Source organism: Desulfurivibrio nitratireducens, assembly GCF_044068515.1.
Lineage (GTDB): Bacteria > Desulfobacterota > Desulfobulbia > Desulfobulbales > Desulfurivibrionaceae > Desulfurivibrio.
The window spans coordinates 35,583-52,393 of the sequence record NZ_JBIPKI010000012.1; the positions used below are offsets into that span (position 1 = coordinate 35,583).

General features: G+C 63.8%; 15 protein-coding genes and 2 tRNA genes. 9 read left to right on the forward strand and 8 right to left on the reverse strand.

Translation table 11 applies throughout. The features are described from left to right. Window positions 1-17: 17 nt before the first annotated feature. Genes radC through rdgC form a run of 4 tightly spaced genes read right to left on the reverse strand, consistent with a single transcriptional unit; the run spans window position 18 to window position 3,398 of the window. Window positions 18-764, reverse strand: a complete 747-nt coding sequence (gene radC, locus ACHHTY_RS05340) for a RadC family protein (protein WP_395493065.1) — start codon at window positions 762-764, stop codon at window positions 18-20. Next, entirely contained in the window at window positions 764-2,197 is a 1,434-nt protein-coding gene (gene gatB / locus ACHHTY_RS05345; protein WP_395493066.1) for an Asp-tRNA(Asn)/Glu-tRNA(Gln) amidotransferase subunit GatB, read from the reverse strand. The genes radC and gatB overlap by 1 nt, the downstream gene beginning before the upstream one ends. A 5-nt stretch (window positions 2,198-2,202) precedes the next feature. Beyond that, on the reverse strand, window positions 2,203-2,751 hold the full coding sequence (locus ACHHTY_RS05350; RefSeq protein ID WP_395493067.1) for a hypothetical protein: 549 nt from the start codon (window positions 2,749-2,751) through the stop codon (window positions 2,203-2,205). Window positions 2,752-2,792: 41 nt separating this feature from the next. Beyond that, complete coding sequence (rdgC, locus tag ACHHTY_RS05355; protein WP_395493069.1) at window positions 2,793-3,398, reverse strand: recombination-associated protein RdgC; 606 nt, start codon at window positions 3,396-3,398, stop codon at window positions 2,793-2,795. 317 nt (window positions 3,399-3,715) lie between these two features. On the opposite strand from rdgC, the gene ACHHTY_RS05360 reads away from it, so the two are divergent. Together ACHHTY_RS05360 and ACHHTY_RS05365 are read left to right on the forward strand one after the other, a co-directional pair. After that, a tRNA-Lys gene (locus ACHHTY_RS05360) sits at window positions 3,716-3,791 on the forward strand. Window positions 3,792-3,870: 79 nt separating this feature from the next. After that, window positions 3,871-3,948, forward strand: a tRNA-Glu gene (locus ACHHTY_RS05365). Between the two features lie 138 nt (window positions 3,949-4,086). Here ACHHTY_RS05365 and ACHHTY_RS05370 read toward each other — a convergent pair. Both ACHHTY_RS05370 and ACHHTY_RS05375 read right to left on the reverse strand, forming a co-directional pair. Further along, window positions 4,087-5,994 carry a response regulator gene (locus ACHHTY_RS05370; protein WP_395493071.1) on the reverse strand — a complete coding sequence of 636 codons (1,908 nt, stop codon included), beginning with the start codon at window positions 5,992-5,994 and terminating at the stop codon, window positions 4,087-4,089. A gap of 141 nt (window positions 5,995-6,135) precedes the next feature. After that, the gene (locus ACHHTY_RS05375) at window positions 6,136-6,597 is read right to left on the reverse strand and encodes a hypothetical protein (RefSeq protein WP_395493072.1); all 462 of its coding nucleotides are present in this window, start codon (window positions 6,595-6,597) and stop codon (window positions 6,136-6,138) included. Between the two features lie 153 nt (window positions 6,598-6,750). Here ACHHTY_RS05375 and ACHHTY_RS05380 point away from each other — a divergent pair, with 153 nt between their 5' ends. The 5 genes from ACHHTY_RS05380 (at window position 6,751) to serS (ending at window position 11,659) form a co-directional block, all read left to right on the forward strand. Next, entirely contained in the window at window positions 6,751-7,092 is a 342-nt protein-coding gene (locus tag ACHHTY_RS05380; protein ID WP_395493073.1) for a histidine triad nucleotide-binding protein, read from the forward strand. Between the two features lie 431 nt (window positions 7,093-7,523). Next, a complete protein-coding gene (mobB, locus tag ACHHTY_RS05385) occupies window positions 7,524-8,222 on the forward strand; it encodes a molybdopterin-guanine dinucleotide biosynthesis protein B (protein ID WP_395493074.1) in 699 nt (232 codons plus the stop codon). A gap of 137 nt (window positions 8,223-8,359) precedes the next feature. Further along, on the forward strand, window positions 8,360-8,917 hold the full coding sequence (mobA, locus tag ACHHTY_RS05390) for a molybdenum cofactor guanylyltransferase (protein ID WP_395493075.1): 558 nt from the start codon (window positions 8,360-8,362) through the stop codon (window positions 8,915-8,917). 47 nt (window positions 8,918-8,964) lie between these two features. Next, window positions 8,965-10,239 carry a molybdopterin molybdotransferase MoeA gene (locus ACHHTY_RS05395; RefSeq protein ID WP_395493076.1) on the forward strand — a complete coding sequence of 425 codons (1,275 nt, stop codon included), beginning with the start codon at window positions 8,965-8,967 and terminating at the stop codon, window positions 10,237-10,239. 142 nt (window positions 10,240-10,381) lie between these two features. Next, complete coding sequence (serS, locus tag ACHHTY_RS05400; RefSeq protein WP_395493077.1) at window positions 10,382-11,659, forward strand: serine--tRNA ligase; 1,278 nt, start codon at window positions 10,382-10,384, stop codon at window positions 11,657-11,659. Window positions 11,660-11,729: 70 nt separating this feature from the next. Here the strand turns inward: serS and ACHHTY_RS05405 are convergent, their stop codons facing one another. Next, window positions 11,730-12,677 carry a D-alanine--D-alanine ligase family protein gene (locus ACHHTY_RS05405; RefSeq protein WP_395493078.1) on the reverse strand — a complete coding sequence of 316 codons (948 nt, stop codon included), beginning with the start codon at window positions 12,675-12,677 and terminating at the stop codon, window positions 11,730-11,732. A 127-nt stretch (window positions 12,678-12,804) separates the two neighbouring features. Beyond that, on the reverse strand, window positions 12,805-14,487 hold the full coding sequence (locus tag ACHHTY_RS05410) for a B12-binding domain-containing radical SAM protein (RefSeq protein WP_395493079.1): 1,683 nt from the start codon (window positions 14,485-14,487) through the stop codon (window positions 12,805-12,807). Between the two features lie 139 nt (window positions 14,488-14,626). Here ACHHTY_RS05410 and lgt point away from each other — a divergent pair, with 139 nt between their 5' ends. Both lgt and ACHHTY_RS05420 read left to right on the forward strand, forming a co-directional pair. Next, complete coding sequence (gene lgt, locus ACHHTY_RS05415) at window positions 14,627-15,433, forward strand: prolipoprotein diacylglyceryl transferase (RefSeq protein ID WP_395493081.1); 807 nt, start codon at window positions 14,627-14,629, stop codon at window positions 15,431-15,433. A gap of 133 nt (window positions 15,434-15,566) precedes the next feature. Beyond that, window positions 15,567-16,811: M16 family metallopeptidase (locus tag ACHHTY_RS05420; RefSeq protein ID WP_395493082.1), on the forward strand; the 1,245-nt coding region annotated here is incomplete at its 3' end.

The window sequence follows — 16,811 nt, forward strand, 5'->3', positions numbered from 1 at the left end:
GAAGCGTCTCCCGGCGGTCATCCGGGCGAACCCGAAAGGACCGGCTGGCAGGCCCGGCGGATTTCCTCCATCAGGCCGTGATCGGCAAAGCTGTAAGGGCGCTGATCGGCCCCGACGATGCAGTGATCGAGGAGCTGGATTTCGCAGAATGCCAGGGCCAGAAAGAGGTGGCGGGTAAGGCGCCGGTCCTGTTCGGAAGGGGTGGTGTTGCCGGAGGGGTGGTTGTGGGCCAGGATCACCGCGGCGGCGTTATGGCCCAGGGCCAGCTTGACCAGTTCGCGGGGGTGGACCGAGGCGGCGGTCAGGGTGCCGACGGCAACTTCGTCCTCCACCGCCAGAATGCCGTAGGAGGCGTCCAGCATGATGGCCGCCAGGGTTTCCCGGTTCTTGCCCCGCATGGCATGGAGGAGATAATCGCCCACCTCCCGGCTGGAACGGAGATAGTGCTTGCCCTTGAGGCGCTCCCGCAGGTAGCGGCGGGCCACGGCCTGGAGGAACTGGAGGGCGAAGGCGTTTTTCGGCCCCACTCCCCGGACCTGCTCCAGTTCGACCTGGGAGGCGTCCAGCACCCGGCTCAGGGAACCGTCAAACCGGGCCAGCAGCTCCCGGGCGGCCTCCTTGCAGTCGCGGCGGGGAGTTCCCATGGTCAGCAGCAGTTCCAGCATGTCGCTGTCGGTCAGGCCCGCTGAACCATAAGCCAGAAAGCGGTCCCGCAGCCGCTGGCGGTGCCCCGCCCCCTTATGCCGCTCCTGATCGCCGGTCATCAACCCTGCAGTTCTTGGCTGAACAACTCATTGGCCATCTGGGGATTGGCCTTGCCCTTGGTTTCCTTCATCAACTGGCCGACGAAAAAGCCCAGGACCTTGGTTTTGCCGGCCCGGAACTGTTCGGCCTGGTCAGGATGGGCGGCGATGATGGCCCGCACGATGGCCACCAGCTCGCCCTCGTCGCTGACCTGGACCAGGTTCTTTTCCTTGACCACCGTGTCCGGATCGGCCCCGGAGAGCATCATCTCTTCAAAGACCGTCTTGGCGATCTTGCCGCTGATCAGCCCCTCGTCCACCATGGTCAGCAGGCGGGCGAGACCGGTCGGGGTTACCGGGCAGGCGCCGATATCGATCCCCTCCTCCCCCTTGAGGGCCCGCAGCAGTTCGGTCATGATCCAGTTGCCCAGCTTCTTGGCCGCCGGGTAAGCGGCCAGGGCCTGTTCGAAGTAATCGGCCAGCTCGCGGCTGGAAGTCAGCACCTCGGCGTCATCCGGCGGCAGGCCCAACTCGCTGATAAAGCGGTTTTTGCGGGCCAGGGGCAACTCCGGCAGGCCGGCCCGGACCTGGCTGATCCAGGCCTCGTCCACCATCACCGGCACCAGGTCGGGGTCGGGGAAGTAACGGTAGTCGTGAGCCTCCTCCTTGGAGCGCATGGGCAGGCTGACTCCCTGGTCGGCGTCCCAGAGCAAGGTGGCCTGGATCACTTCCTCGCCGTCGAGGAGCAGGTCGCGCTGGCGCCGCTCTTCATATTCCAGGGCTTTTTGCACGTTGCGGAAGGAATTCATATTCTTGAGTTCGGTGCGGGTGCCGAATTCCGCCTGGCCCTTGGGCCGCAGGGAAATGTTGGCATCGCAGCGGAAGCTGCCCTCCTGCATGTTGCCGTCGCAGATATCGAGATAGCGGACGATGGCGTGGAGTTTGCGGAGATAGGCGGCAGCCTCGGCCGGGGAGCGCAGATCGGGCTCGCTGACGATCTCCAGCAGGGGCACCCCGGTCCGGTTGAGATCGACATAGCTTAGCGGCTCGCGCTCGTCGTGGATCAGCTTGCCGGCATCCTCTTCCATGTGGATCCGGGTGATGCCGATGGTCCGGCGCCAATCCTCGACCTCGATTTCAATCCGGCCGTGCTCGGCGATGGGCAGGTCGAACTGGGAAATCTGGTAGCCCTTGGGCAGGTCGGGATAGAAATAATTCTTGCGGGCAAAAATGTTTTTGTGGTTGATCCGGCAGTCGGTGGCCAGGGCCAGCTTGATGGCGAATTCCACCACCCGCCGGTTGAGGACCGGCAGCACCCCCGGCAGGCCCAGACAGACCGGGCAGGTGTTGCTGTTGGGGGGGCGACCGAACTCGGTGCTGCAGCCGCAGAAAATTTTGCTCCTGGTTTTCAGCTGGGCATGGACTTCCAGCCCGATGACGGTTTCAAATTCCATTGACCTTAGCTCCCTTTGCGGACCCAGCGCTGGACCCGGCCCAATTCCTCCGGCCACTGGTCACCGCAGCGAATTTCAAGAAACATCCGGAAAAGCTGGTCCACGGTGCGGACCGCCAGTTCGTAAAGGCCGATCTGGTCCAGCAGCCGTGCTTCGAGAGCCAGAGGATCATCGCTCTCCTTGCCCCCGGCTTCCCCGGCTTCGGTTTTGGGCAAGCGGACGTTCTGGAATTCGAAGAGCCGGGCCTTGAGGGTCAGGCTCCACTCGTGGTCGTCGCGTTCGATCCGGATCCGGGCCTGTTCGGGCTTCTTGCCCAAAGCCAGACCGGCCCGGGCCTCCCGCAACTCGGTCAACAGCCCCCGGCAGACCAGCTTTTCGTGGGCCTCGCCTTCCCCGTACTCCAGCAGCATGTGCTTTTCGAAAACCACCAGAATATCCTGGCCGATCTCCGGCACCAGCACCGCCCCGCCCCGCTCTTCGCTCTTGTACCAGAGCCAGGCGAGAAACTCCTGGCCGAGAAAGTGTTTTTCTTCTATCAGGTCAACCAGATCCACTTATTTTCCTCCGGCGCCCAGAAGACGCGGTAGATTCAGCCTCAAACGAAAATCGCCGGGGTCAGCTCGGCCAGGGCGCGGTGGCGCTCGGCGGGCAACAGATGCTCGGCCACCAGGAAAGGGGGCTGAAGCATCAAGCCCAGCTCGAAGGTCCGGCGGAACAGCTCCTCGAACATCTCCTGGGCCTTCTGGTTGGCGGAAAAGAAGAGGATGGTGCCGGTGGCCAGGTTCCAGCAGAGGTCGTAAACCGCCGGAGCCGGCAGGGCCTTCTTGAGCAGCATCAGGTGCATGTTGTCCTTGATGTCCAGGCGCTGGGCCCGGCTCAGCTTGGGCACCTGGTGCATTTTTTTCAAGCGCTCCTCTTCCTTGAGGCAGAACTTTTTGAGAATCCGGGCCGGGACCTTGCGCTCGTCCACCCGCATGCTCAGGGCCAGATAATCACCCACCGCGTAAGGGGCCTGGCTGAAATCGCTGTCGAACATGCCGGCCAGGGAAACCCAGCCCACCGACTGCTCGTCGAAGGTCTCATCGATATCGCGAAAGGCGTTGGCGGTGATGCGGGGGGCGGCAAAATCCCAGAAATTTTCCGGCAGTTCCCCTTCCACCGCGTAACGGACGAAGCCGCCGGCCCGGGCCAGAAGTCCCATACAATTCTCCTCACAAGGAAATGATGACAAGTTCGCAAATACGTTCAGGCCCCGGCTGCCGCCGCCCGGAAAACAAAGGGCGGCGAGGGGGGTTGGGCCGGGCGGCTGCCCCCCAATCCGTCGCGGATGCAGAGTACTCGAAGATGCCCCCGGAACGGGCTTTACCCGGCCGGCGGACAAAGTTCGCAGGATAGCAGACCCCGGCGGGGCCGACAAGAACTTTCCCGGCCCGGAGCCGCGCGAAAAAAATATGAGCCGGCAAGCTTAGGCTTGACATCGCCACCGGGCTGTTGTAAAAAAAGTCCTCTTTGCAAGGGGGGTCGTTAACTCAGTCGGTAGAGTATCTGCCTTTTAAGCAGAGAGTCGTTGGTTCGAGTCCAACACGACCCACCATCGACCACAGGCGGAAGGCGGCCGGACGGTTATAGCTTTTCCGCCCGCACCCTTGCCGCCGTTAAGTTCAGGCAACCAGGTCCCCATCGTCTAGTCAGGTCCAGGACACCGGCCTTTCACGCCGGCAACACCGGTTCAAATCCGGTTGGGGACGCCAGCAATAACAGGGATTCAGCCGCCATTCGGCTGAATCCCTTTTTTATTATCCAACCCTATATCCAGCCTTGTTTGCCAATAGCCCTTTTTTGATGCTCGTGTCACAGGCCGGCCAGGCCGCCCGCCGCTCGAGCCGGTTTCATAAGGGAACCAGCACCATCGCCTCCATCCCCCCGCTGGGCGAGGTTTTGAGGCAGAATTCGCCCCCATGGGCCTCCACTGCCTTCTCCACCAAGGTCAGGCCCATCCCGGTGCCATAAGTCTTGGTGGTGAAAAAAGGATCCCGGGCCCGCTCGACCTGGGAAGCCGGCAGACCGGGGCCGGTGTCGTTGATGCGCAAAAAGGCATAGCCGTCTTCCATTTCCCCCAGGGCCACCGTCAGCCTGCCGCCATCGGGCATGGCCTCGATGCAGTTCTTGATCAACTGGAGCAGGACCTGGCGCATCTGGCGCTCGTCAACATTGGCCGTCACCCCCGGAGTCGGGCACTGGACATCCCAGCTTATCTTCTGGGCCACCATCTCATGCTGCAGCAACAGAATGGTCCGGTTGGCCAGGTCGCAGAGCTCGGTGGGCTTTTTTTCCAGCTTGGCCGGGCTGACGAAATCGGAAAGATCTTTAAGGGTGGTGTCCAGGCGGGCGGTTTCCTTGATGATCACGTTGATGTATTTCTGCCAGCTTTCATCGCTGGTCTTCTTGGCCAGGATCCGGGAAACCCCGCCGATGGAAGTAATGGGATTGCGGATGGTGTGTACCAGCTGGGCCGCCATCTGACCGATGGCCGAATAGCGCTCCGCTTCCACCAGCAGATCCTTGCTGCGGTTGAGTTCCTGGTAAATGGCTTCCAGTTCGGCCAGCTTGCGCTGCATCTCCTGGTGGAGATGGCTCTGCTCGATGGCCAGGCTGGCCTGGCTGGCAAAGAGTTCCAGGGCACTGACATGGACGCTGCTGATGTCCCGCCGGGTTACATAATTGTCGGCGATAATCACCCCGAAGGCCCGTCCCGGTGAATAGAGGGGCACCACCACGAAACTGTCCTCGCCCAGGATCTCGATCAGTTCATGGGGTACCGGCAGCGAATCTCCCTCCGGCAAGTGGATCCCTTCGTCGTTGGCCAGTTCGTCGCCCCAGCCCTTGGCCAACAGAAGCGGCACTCCGTTGCGCGCCCGGGTAAGCAGGATGCTGCGCCGGGTCCGGGCGGCCTTGATCAGCAGATTATCGCTTTCGCTGGCCGCCACCGTCAGCCGCCGGACCACCCGGTTGATCTCCCGGTCTTCGCTGCCGCAGGCTTTGCGGACATCCTGCACGATCTGGCTGAAATCCATCCCCCGTTCCCGCATCTCCCCCCAGATCCGGTTCGCTTCCTCGCGGCAGTCGGGACCAATGGCCATGTGGCCGTGCAACACCTGTTCATCCTCGCTGAACATGGCCAGAAAAGCCCGGTTGAAGCCCAACCCCTCCTGGGCGGTGATTCCCACCAGGATCGCCTGCAGGGTTTCGTCCAGCTCACCGGCGCTGAGATAGACGTTGTTCATTTTCAGGGAGAGTTGGTGGAGCAGGCGGAGCTGGAAATGAGCTTCCGCCACCTGCTCCTGGTAGCGGCGGTTTTCCAGGATCAGCCGCCGTTTTTCCAGGGCCTTGCGGGCCACATGGAAAATTTCGTCCAGCCCGGCGGGCTTGGAGATGTAATCGGCGGCCCCTTTGCGGATGCAGTCCATGGCCACTTGCAGGTCGGCCACCCCGGTAAGCATGACCACGCTGAGATCGGGATCCTGCTCGAGGATCCGGGGCAACAGGGTCACTCCGTCGATATCGGGCAGGCCGATGTCGAGCAGCACCAGGGCCACCCGGCGCCTGGCCAGCAACTCGAGAAGACCGGCGGCACTGGAACTCTCTTCCAGGGCCAGACCCTTTTGGACGAAGTAGCGGCGCAGGGCTTCGCGGATCGTGGCGTCATCGTCGACAATGGCCACAATTTCGCCATTGTGGAGAAGCTGATCAAGGCTCAGGGAGACTTGCTGAGGGATGCCGGGAGAAGAAACCACCATGAAGAAAAACCACCCCCTGCTAATAAGGTTGGATCGGGCCGAGTCAGCCGCGGCAAGCCGCCCCGGCCGAAACTGGCAACTGGTTGCTTTATGCTATGCTCTTGCCCTCACCGATGTCAAGGCCCGACCGCAGGCCGGTGGTCAGGCCGTGATTTTTTCCTCGGCCAGCAACCGGTCAAAAAAATCGAGCAGAAAGTTCCGCTGGGCGGGATCGGCATAACCGATGCAGCTGCAGTGGAGATTGGAGGAACTGCGGACCAGCAGCTCGCAAACAAGCTTGTTTTCCGGCAGTTCGACGGCGAAAAAGAAAGGGGCGCATTCTTCGTGGCCCTGCTGGGCGCTCCCCCAAAGCTCCGGCGGCAGCTCCAGCCAGAAAAGACCCTCCATCGGGCCGGAACGCAGATTGCGCTTGCAGTAATTTTCAAGATTCAGCCACTCTTCCCGGCTGAGTTGGTCTATCATCAGTTGACGCATATTGTCCTCTCGGCAAAAAAACCGGCGCCGGATGGTCAGGGCGGCGCTTGGAAAAATATTATAATAACTGATAATGTTCTTGAGAACGACGGGAAAAACGATCTCTTTGCCCGGATCGGCCGCCGCCATGTTGGGCCTACCTTTTACGGCTTGACAGGTTCCGGCCGGGACCGGTATTTTCCACCGGATAACGACCGCCACCACGCCGTGACCGGCTTCCGTGTCCCGCGTCGTCACCATCGCCGCCCGGCAACCGCCGCAATTCAGCGCCAGGAGGATCCCATGTCGGAAGAATGCCTGTTCTGCAAAATCATCAAAGGTGATATTCCCGCCCGCAAATTATATGAAGATGACAAACTGCTGGCCTTTTGGGATATCGCCCCCCAGGCCCCCAAGCATTTTCTGGTGATCCCCAAGCAGCATGTGCGCGGACCCGGCGCTTTGAGTCCGGGGGATGAAGAAATCATCGGCGCCGTGGTTCGCAAGGGCGCCGAACTGGCAGCGGAAAACGGGATTCCCGACTTCCGCCTGGTCATCAACAACGGGGCGGCGGCAGGCCAGACCGTCTTTCACCTCCACATGCATGTGCTGGGCGGACGGCCTTTATCGTGGCCCCCCGGTTGACGGGGAAAACGGTTGTTAGCACCGCATCTTGCGGCGATCGGCCCGGCTTACGCAGGCGGGCTGCGCGGCGCCGGTCCGCTTACCGCAACCTGCGGCACTAACAACCGTTTTCCGGTTTCGCGCAGGCCGGGGGGGAAATTTGTTTTTGACCTTTATGGCGCAAGGATAAACGAGGAGAATTCCTGTTGTGGCCTTGGTCGGCAAATCGTCTTGCGGTGATCGGCATACCACAGGACAGAGGACAGAGGACAGAAAAAAACCGAGAAGGCTTTCAATCTCCAACCTCTTCTGTCTTCTGCTTTCTGTTCTCTGTCCTCTGACACCGCGGCGCCGGTCCGCTGGCCGCAACCTGCGGCACTAACAACCGTTTTCCGCTTTCACGCAGGCCGGGGAAGATTTTGATTTTGACCTTTATGGCGCAAGGATAAGTGATGAGAATTCCTGTTGTGGCCCTGGTCGGCAAACCCGATTGCGGCAAGACCACCCTGCTGGAGAAGCTGCTGCCGGAGTTGCAGCGGCGGGGTTATAAAATCGGCACCATCAAGCACCATGTCCATGAGTTTGCCATGGACACCCCCGGCAAGGATACCTGGCGCCACAAGCAGGCCGGGGCCCATACCGTGGTGCTTTCCTCCCCGGCCGGGATCGGCATGGTTTGCGACAGCGACCGCGATCTCGGGGTCGATGAGCTGGTGGCGCGTTATTTCAGCGGGATGGACCTGGTCATCGCCGAAGGTTACAAGCGAACCGGCCTGCCCAAAATCGAGGTCTACCGGCGGGAAATTCACCCCGAGCCCCTGCCCGGCCGGGACCGGACCTGGATCGCCATGGTGAGCGCCGATCCGCCGGCGAGCAACCTGCCCAGCTTCGCCCCGGACCAGGTGGCGGACCTGGCCGACTTCGTGATCGAGCGCTTCCTGGCCGCGCCGGCCCGGGAGGAACAGACCCCCGGCTCTTTCATCTACCTGGAGGTCGACGGCAACCCGGTTCCCCTCAACAGCTTTGCCGAATCCTTCCTGCGCCTGGGCATCAAGGGGATGATCGCCAGCCTCCGGGGTTGCGAGCAGCCCGGCCGGATCAAAATCGAAATCCAGGAAAGCGCACCCACCGGCGAACAACCGCCGGAGTAACGGTTCCCAAGGATCAACCCATGGCTTCCAGCATAAGCAAAGGCGCGGCAGGGCCGCAGGTTGGGGTGAGCGGGCCGGCTGGGCAAGCAGGGCCGAGCGACGCGGGATCCGCTGCTGCTGGACCTTGGCCGGCGGGAGTGATTCTGGCCGGCGGCAAGAGCAGCCGCTTCGGCAGCAACAAGGCCCTGGCCCTCTACCAGGGCCGCCCCCTGATCGCCCATGCGGCAACGGTGATGGCCGAAATATTCACCGAAAAACTGTTGGTTACCAATACGCCGGAGGCCTACGCCTTCCTCGGCTGGCCGATGACCGGCGACCTGGTGGCCAACGCCGGGCCCCTGGCGGGAATCCAGGCCGCCCTGAACAAGATCCAGGCCGAACGGGCCTTCATCGTCGCCTGCGACATGCCCCGGCTGGATGCCGCCGTGATCACCCGGATCTGCCGATGCCCGGGAGATTGGGACGTGATTATGCCGGAACTGCCCGGCGGCGGGGAACCTTTGCATGCCGTCTACCACCGCCGGATCCTGCCGGCCATCGACGCCGCCCTGGCCCGGGGCGAGGGCAAAATCAGCCGCCTCCTGGCCGCCCTGCGGGTCCGAACCATGAGTGCCGCCGAACTCGGCCTCGCCGACGACCGGCCGGTCCCCTTCGCCAACATCAACTTTACCCGGGACTTGCGCGACCTGCCCTGAAGGCCGGCGATTCCCGGACCCTTGAACCTCAAGCCCGGGCCTGAAAGATGACCATCCCCACCCTCCAGCAAGCGCAAAACCTGATCCTGGCCCATATCCAGCCGGGCGCCGGCGAAATCGTCCCCCTGGACCAGGCCATGGGGCGAATTGCCGCCACCGCGATCCGGGCCCGTCTGGCCGTACCTTCTTTTCCCCAATCCTGCCGGGACGGCTACGCCCTCCGGGCCGAGGACACCCAAGCCGCCGGCGCCGGGCCCAGCGCAAGCAACTCCGGGCCCGGTAGGCCCCAAAAACCGGCGGCCGCGGTCCGTCTCCAGGTCCGGGGGGAAATCGCCGCCGGCCGGACCAGACCGGCAACCGGGCTGCGGGCCGGCCAGGCCTACCGGATCATGACCGGAGGAATGCTGCCCCCCGGAGCCGACAGCGTGATCGCCTTCGAAGAGGTCTCCCGGGAAGCAGCGGACCACATCATGCTCACCGTCCCCTGTCGCCCCGGCGCCCATATCCGCCCGGTGGGCACCGATCTGCGCCAGAACCAGATCATCGTTCCGCCGGGCCGGCCGGTCTGCCCCGAGCACCTGCCCCTGCTGGCCACCGCCGGAGTCGGCGAACTGGCGGTTTACCGGCGCCCCCGGGTGGGTCTGCTCTGTACCGGCAACGAACTGCTCGATGATATCGAGGGCAATCCCCCGCCCGGCAGCCTGATCAGCGGCAACCGCTATCTCCTCGCCGGCCTGATTCGCCGCTACGGCGGCGAGCCGGTGGACCTGGGCACGGTCCGGGACGACGTCGATGCCATTGCCGCCATCCTGGCGGCCGAGGCCCCGGGGGGGTTCAACGCTCTCATTTCCACCGGCGGCATGGGGCCGGGCAAATATGACCTGGTGAGCCGGGCCCTGGCCAAGCTGGAAGCCAAGCTGCTTTACGAGGAGTTGCGCCTGCGGCCCGGCAAGGCCACCATGGCAGCGGTCCTGGGCAAAACTCTTTTTTTCGGGCTGCCGGGTCCGCCCCCGGCCGTTCATCTGCTCTTTTACCTGCTGGTCGCGCCGGCCCTGCGCCGGGCCCAGGGTTATCGGCATCCCCGGCCGGTGACCGTCCAGGCCCGCCTGACCGACCCCCTGCCCCTGCGCCGGGGTGATTTTCTCCAGTTGAAAGGGAGTCGGCTCGATGCCGAAGCAGGAACCCTGCTGGTACGCCTGACCCGACCCGACGAGGCGATCAACGCCATCATCCTGGTCCCGCCCAACCGCCGGCAACTGAAAAAGGGCGAACTGGTCCGGGTCCAGCCCCTGGCCGCCGGCCTGCCGGGCCTTGGCCTTTAGCGGGGCGCAGAAGTCGCTTTTTGCCGGCCGGCCCCATTTCCCCTGGGCTCTCGCCGCGCTCTGTGGTAAATTTTACGTTTTTAAAGCAAGATGCCCCCCCGTTTGGGGCCGGCTCACCACCAACCCCTGGTAAGGACACCCCATGCTGGAACTACGCTTTATTCGGGAAAATCTCGATCTGGTCAAGGAGAAGACCGCCCGGCGCGGTCAGGACGCCGCCCCGCTGGAAGATTTCAGCACCCTCGATCGGCAGCGCCGTGATATTCTGGCGGAGCTGGAAGGCGGCCGCAACCGCCGCAAAAGCGAATCCCAGGAAATCGGGATATTGAAAAAGGCGGGGCGGGAAGAGGAGGCGGCGGCCCGAATGGCGGCCGCCAAAAAGCTGGGCGACCGGCTCAAGGAGCTGGAGGAGCAACTGACGGCGATCGACGCCCGCCTGGCTGAAATTGTCCTCGGGGTTCCCAATCTCTTTGACGACTCGGTGCCGGTGGGAGCCGACGAGGCCGACAATGTCGAGTATCGCCGCTGGGGCACGCCGCCGGAATTCAGCTTCCCCCCCAAGGCCCACTGGGAACTGGGCGAGGCCGACGGCAGTCTCGATTTCAGCCGGGCCGCCAAGCTGGCCGGGGCCCGCTTCGCCCTGCTCAGCGGCTTTGCCGCCCGCCTGGAACGGGCCCTGATCAACTTCATGCTCGATCTGCACACCGAAAGGCACGGCTATACCGAGGTGCTGCCGCCCTTCATGGTCAATACCGCCAGCATGACCGCCACCGGCCAGTTGCCCAAATTCGCCGCCGATCTCTTCCGGGTGGCCGAGACCGATCTCTGGCTGATCCCCACCGCCGAGGTGCCGGTCACCAACATGCACCGCGACGAGACCCTGGCCGAAAAGGATCTGCCCCTCTCTTACTGCGCCTACACTCCCTGCTTCCGCTCCGAGGCCGGCTCCTACGGCCGGGACACCAAGGGTCTGATCCGCCAGCACCAGTTCGACAAGGTGGAGTTGGTCAAGTTCACCACCCCCGAGACCTCCGACCAGGAGTTGGAGAAGCTGCTGGCCAACGCCGAAAGCGTTCTCCAGCACCTGGAGCTGCCCTACCGGGTGGTGACCCTCTGCAGCGGCGATTTGGGCTTTTCGGCCCGCAAGACCTATGATATCGAGGTGTGGATGCCGGCCCAGAACTGCTACCGGGAAATTTCATCGTGCAGCAACTTCGGTGATTTTCAGGCCCGGCGGGGCTCGATCCGCTATCGCCCCGCCGGCCGCAACAAAAGCGCTCTGGTCCATACCCTCAACGGCAGCGGCCTGGCGGTGGGCCGGACCTTGGCGGCAATCTACGAAAACCACCAGCAGGCCGACGGCACCATCCGCCTGCCGGAGGCCCTCAAGCCCTACTTCGCCTCCCGCCTGAGCCCCTGAGGCGGAACCCGTTCCAGCCGGCCCAGGCTGCGTCAACCGCCGCGGTTTGCCAGGGGCGCCCCGGCGCTTCTCAGGGCCGGCGGCCCTCCAGGGCCAGCTCGATCAGGCGATCCAGCAGAGCCGAGAAACTCAGGCCATGGGCGGCCGCGGCCTGGGGCAGCAGGCTGGTGGGAGTCATCCCCGGAATGGTATTGGTTTCCAGAACGTAAAGACCGTTGGGGGCCAGGATCATGTCGGTGCGGCTGTAACCCCGCAGCCGCAGCACCCGGTGGGCCAGGCAGGCGCAGCGCTGGGCTTCGGCGCTGAGCTCCGGGCTCAACTCGGCGGGGCAGATCTCCCGGCTGGCCCCGGGCTGATACTTGGCCTGGTAGTCGAAAAAGCGGAAATCCTCGCCGGGTATGATTTCGACCAGGGGCAGCGCGGTCAATTCGGTATTGCCCAAAACTCCGCCGGTGAGTTCCCGGCCGGCGATGAACTCCTCGACCATCACCTCTTCATCAAAGGCAAAGGCCTTTTCCAGGGCCGCCGGCAGGTCCTCCTCCCGGTCGACAATGCTCATGCCCAGGCTGGAACCCTGGCGCACCGGCTTGACCACCAGGGGCGGGGCCAGGTTGCGCAGCAGCCGGCGGGGATCGGCCAGGTCGGCCCGCCGGGCCATCTCCCATTCCGGCACCCGCAAGCCGGCCTGGCGATAAAGCTGCTTGGCCAGGTCCTTGTCCATGGCCAGGGCGCTGCCCAGAACCCCGCTGCCCTGGTAGGGGATATCCAGCAGATCGAGAAAACCCTGAACGCTGCCGTCCTCGCCCAGGGGGCCGTGGAGCAGGATAAAGGCCACATCGATCTGCCCGGCCTCATCGGCCAGCCGGGCCAGATCGGTGGCCGGATCGTAGCGGCGCACCTGGTAGCGCGTTTTATCCAGCGCCTTGACCACGCCCTCGGCTCCGGCCAGGGAAACCTCGCGCTCGCCGGACTTGCCGCCGGCCAGCAGCGCCACCCTCATTTTTTCACCTGCTGTCATTGCTCTCTATTCCTTATCAGGCCATTGGTTTTTGCCGGCCGAGCCGACCCCATGTTTTGGTTAAAGACCCCTTGGCAACCTAGTCCGCTTTGCTTTTTTGTCCATATTTTTTTGGGACGCTCATTAGTCACCGGTCAGGGCTCGGAAAAAAAACCGTGGCCTGGCGGGGTTTGAGCCCGCCGGTGGACTCGGCCAGGAAGGCGACGATGCCGGGCTGGTCGCCCGGCCCCATGCCCAGTTGGTTCAGGGCGGCGGCACTGAAGGGGGCGAAGACGCTGCGCTTGAAAAAGCTGCTCCGGCTCTGGGGGCTGAAGAGGGGGGGATAATGGTCGGGCAGGGCCCGCCAGAGCCGATCCTGGGCTGTTTTGAGCTCATCGCCAACCCCGGCCGGAACCAGATGATCCGGCAGGCGGCGATGGCCGCAGGCCAGCCAGTCGAAGCGGAGCAGTTCCAGGCCCAGCTCGCCATCCGGCCGCCGCCGCCAATGGTGGGCCAGGATGGTGCTGAGCAGCTCCTGGGTCCGGGCCCGGCCGGCAAACCCGTGTTCCCCGGCGGTGGCGGCCAGGGCGGTAAAAAAGGCGGCCGGGTCGGTTTCCCGGTCCATTATATAGGCCAGGGTCGCCAGGAAGTAGCGGGGATTGTAATAGGCCTCGATCAATTCCCCCAGTAAGTAAAGTTCGGCCAGGTCGGGCTGGGCCAGCCAGCGGGTGGCCAAAACCGGGTAAGGCGGCTCCTGGCAGCAGCGCAGAGCGAATTCCTCCCGGCGCTGGGCCAGAGGCGTGTCGGGCAGAACCTTCAGCAGGCCCAGTTGCAGGTGGTGGGGCCTTAAAGCCAGGATCTCGTTGAGGGAGTGCCGGTAACTGGCTGCAGTTTCAAAGGGCAGGCCCAGGATCAGGTCAAGGTGGAGATGAATATTGCCGGCTGCCGCCAGGCGGCGGATGTTGGACCGGGCTTTGGCCAGGTCGGGGTTGCGATTGACCGCGGCCAGACTGGCCGGGTTGAAGGACTGGAGACCGATTTCAAACTGGAAAAGACCCGGCGGCACCGTGGCCAGAAAGGCCAGGCCGGCCTCATCGAAAAGATCGGGGGCGATCTCGAAGTGAAAACGGGTATCCCCGCCCCGCCGGGCCAGAAAACGCCAGATCGCCAGGGCCCGTTCCGGGGGAGCGTTGAAGGTGCGGTCGACGAAGCGGATCACCGGGGGGCGACAACTCAGGAGCAGCTCCAGCTCGGCCAGCACCGCAGCCAGGTCGCGATAGGCCACCCCGCGCCGGGTCGCCGAGAGGCAGTAGGAACAGGCAAAGGGACAGCCCCGGGAGGATTCATAGTAGATATGACGGTGGCGCAGTTCGCCGCGACAGTCCTCGGGCCGGTAAGGCATGACAAAGGGGGCGGCGGCAGCGGCCCGGTAAAGGGAACCCAGCCGGCCCTGGACCAGGTCGCCGTAAAAATCGGGCCCCAGCCCCTCCGCCGGGCCCTGCGCCACGGTAAGCTTGACGGGCGCCGGCAGTTCCAGGTGGGCGGCCTGGGGCCCCCCCGCCACCAGGGCCAGGTCCGGCCGGATTTGAGCCAGGTCGAGGATCAGGCGGCGGACATAAGCGGCATTCCAGACGTAGACCGAAAAAAAGATGGCCGCCGGGGATCCCTGGGCCAGGCGCAGCAGGGTGTCGTAATAGGGATCGTTGATGGTGAACTGGCAAAGCTCCAGCTCACCATCGGGCAGATTTTCCGCCAGCAGGTTGCGGAGATAAAAGAGGGCCGGAGAGGAGTGGACAAAGCGGGCATTGAGGGCGACCAGACGGATAAGCATTGTCATTCCGGCAGGGAAGGGTTAAAAATACAAAGTGCGGCGGCAAAAGGCCATCATACCGGCCGCGGCAATCCTTGACAAGCGCGGGCGCTGCCGCCCAAACCCGACCCGCCAACCACAGCCGATAACGAAACCCACGATGCTTACCTATCCTCAAATCGATCCGATCATCTTCCAGGTCGGTCCCCTGGCCGTGCGCTGGTACGGCCTGATGTATGTGCTGGGCTTTCTGGCCGCCTATTTCCTGGTCCGTTACCAGTTCCGGCGCTATCCCCATCCCGGCCTGGAAAAGAATTTCGACAGCCTTAACCTGGTCCTGATCCTCAGCCTGATTCTGGGCAGCCGGCTGGGCTATGTGCTGTTCTACAATTTTTCCTACTATATCCAGCATCCCCTGGAAATTTTCGCCACCTGGCAGGGGGGCATGTCCTTCCATGGCGGCCTGCTCGGCCTGGTGGTGGGCGGCTGGATCTTCTGCCGGGTCCGCGGGCTTGCCTTCCTGCGCTCCGCCGACGCCTACGCGGTGGCGGTCCCCATCGGCCTGGGCCTGGGCCGGCTGGGCAACTTCATCAACGGCGAACTCTACGGCCGGGTAAGCGATGTGCCCTGGGCCATGGTCTTTCCCGACGGCGGCCCCCTGCCCCGCCACCCCTCCCAGCTCTACGAGAGCTTCCTCGAGGGCCTGGTGCTGTTTGTCATCATGTGGTTCACCATGCGCCTCTACTGGCGCCGGCAGTGGCCGGCCGGCCGCCTGACCGCGGTTTTTCTGCTGGGCTACGGCACCATGCGCTTCCTGGTCGAATTCTTCCGCGAGCCCGACGCCCACCTGGGGCTGATGCTCGGGCTCTTCAGCCGGGGCCAGCTTTTGAGCGCCCTGATGATCCTGGCCGGGGCCGTTCTCTGGCTGCTGGTGAGCCGGCGCCGACCTGCCCGGGCCGGCGGCTGAGCAATCACCCCCCGGCGGCGATTTTCGGTCCCGGGGTCGAGAAAAACGCTGGTCAACGAGAGCAATAATGTTACGTCATTCTTGGTTTAAACAACTTGTCCTTTTCCTCTTGCCTGGTATTTTGGGCTTCATTATGACCACCAACGACCTGCAGGCCCAACAACTGGCACCCCGGCTCCACAAAAGCGTCCTCGAAAACGGCTTGACCGTGATCTCCCGGGAAACGCCGGGCACCGGCGTGGCCACCGTCCAGATCTGGGTCAACGCGGGCAGCGTTTACGAGGAGCCGCACGAGGCCGGCATCACCCACCTGATCGAGCACATGATCTTCAAGGGCACCCCGACCCTGGGGATCGGCGGGGTGGCCGGGGCCATCGAAGCGGTGGGAGGGCGGATCAACGCCTATACCAGCTTCGAGCACACGGTCTATCATGCCACCCTCGATGCCCGCCACTGGTCCCTGGCCATGGATGTCCTGGCCGACGCGGTGCTCAACTCGCTCTTCGACGCCGAGGAGCTGGAGCGGGAAAAGCCGGTGATCTTCGAGGAGATCCGGATGCGCAAGGATCGTCCGGAACTGCACCTTTTCCAGGAGTTGCTGGGCCGCGCCTACACCACCCATCCCTACCGGCTGCCGATCAGCGGCAGCGAGGAAAGCGTGGGGGGCATCAGCCGGGAGGACATCCTCGCCTACCACGAACGCCATTATCATCCGGAAAACTTCACCATCGTGGTGGTGGGCGATGTAGACGCCGCCGCGGTGCTGGCCCAGAGCCGGCGCCTTTTCGGCGAACTGCCCCGCAGCCCGGTGGCCGAACGCGATCTGCCCCCGGAGCCGGCCCAGGATGATTTCCGATTCTTCCTGGAAGAACAGAGCATCAACCAGACCCACCTGGCCCTGGCCTTCCCCATTCCCGCCTTCCGGCATCCGGATACGGCCGCCCTCAACGTGCTGGCCCATATCCTGGGCCAGGGTGAAGCCTCGCGCCTCTATGAGCGCCTGCGCCACGAACAGGGGCTGGTTTACCGGGTCAACTCCTCGCTGTTCAGTTCCCGCGATCCCGGCCTTTTCCATGTCGGGGCGACCCTGGACGCCGTCAAGAGCCGGGAGGTCCTGCGGGAAATCATGACCGAAATTCTCGCTTTGCAGCACTTCCCGGTCAGCGAGCAGGAACTGGAGCGGGCCAAGCGCAACCTGGAAGCGGACTTTGTCTTCAACCTGGAACGGGCCGAAGGGATGGCCCGGGTGCTGGGCAACTTTGAGCTGCTCACCGGGGATCCCCGCGAACACGATTACCTGGAGCGGATCCGGGCGGTCGATACCAGCGATATCATCCGGGTGGCCGCGGCCCACCTGCAGCCGAGCGGACTGACCGCC

Excerpts from the sequence above, each read along its gene's own strand:
- rdgC (WP_395493069.1), bottom strand. The coding sequence starts at position 3,398 with ATGGGACTTCTGGCCCGGGCCGGCGGCTTCGTCCGTTACGCGGTGGAA.
- lgt (WP_395493081.1), top strand. The coding sequence starts at position 14,627 with ATGCTTACCTATCCTCAAATCGATCCGATCATCTTCCAGGTCGGTCCC.
- ACHHTY_RS05395 (WP_395493076.1), top strand. The coding sequence starts at position 8,965 with ATGACCATCCCCACCCTCCAGCAAGCGCAAAACCTGATCCTGGCCCAT.
- ACHHTY_RS05370 (WP_395493071.1), bottom strand. The coding sequence starts at position 5,994 with ATGGTGGTTTCTTCTCCCGGCATCCCTCAGCAAGTCTCCCTGAGCCTT.
- gatB (WP_395493066.1), bottom strand. The coding sequence starts at position 2,197 with ATGGAATTTGAAACCGTCATCGGGCTGGAAGTCCATGCCCAGCTGAAA.
- ACHHTY_RS05405 (WP_395493078.1), bottom strand. The coding sequence starts at position 12,677 with ATGACAGCAGGTGAAAAAATGAGGGTGGCGCTGCTGGCCGGCGGCAAG.
- mobB (WP_395493074.1), top strand. The coding sequence starts at position 7,524 with ATGAGAATTCCTGTTGTGGCCCTGGTCGGCAAACCCGATTGCGGCAAG.
- serS (WP_395493077.1), top strand. The coding sequence starts at position 10,382 with ATGCTGGAACTACGCTTTATTCGGGAAAATCTCGATCTGGTCAAGGAG.
- ACHHTY_RS05410 (WP_395493079.1), bottom strand. The coding sequence starts at position 14,487 with ATGCTTATCCGTCTGGTCGCCCTCAATGCCCGCTTTGTCCACTCCTCT.
- radC (WP_395493065.1), bottom strand. The coding sequence starts at position 764 with ATGACCGGCGATCAGGAGCGGCATAAGGGGGCGGGGCACCGCCAGCGG.
- ACHHTY_RS05380 (WP_395493073.1), top strand. The coding sequence starts at position 6,751 with ATGTCGGAAGAATGCCTGTTCTGCAAAATCATCAAAGGTGATATTCCC.
- ACHHTY_RS05375 (WP_395493072.1), bottom strand. The coding sequence starts at position 6,597 with ATGGCGGCGGCCGATCCGGGCAAAGAGATCGTTTTTCCCGTCGTTCTC.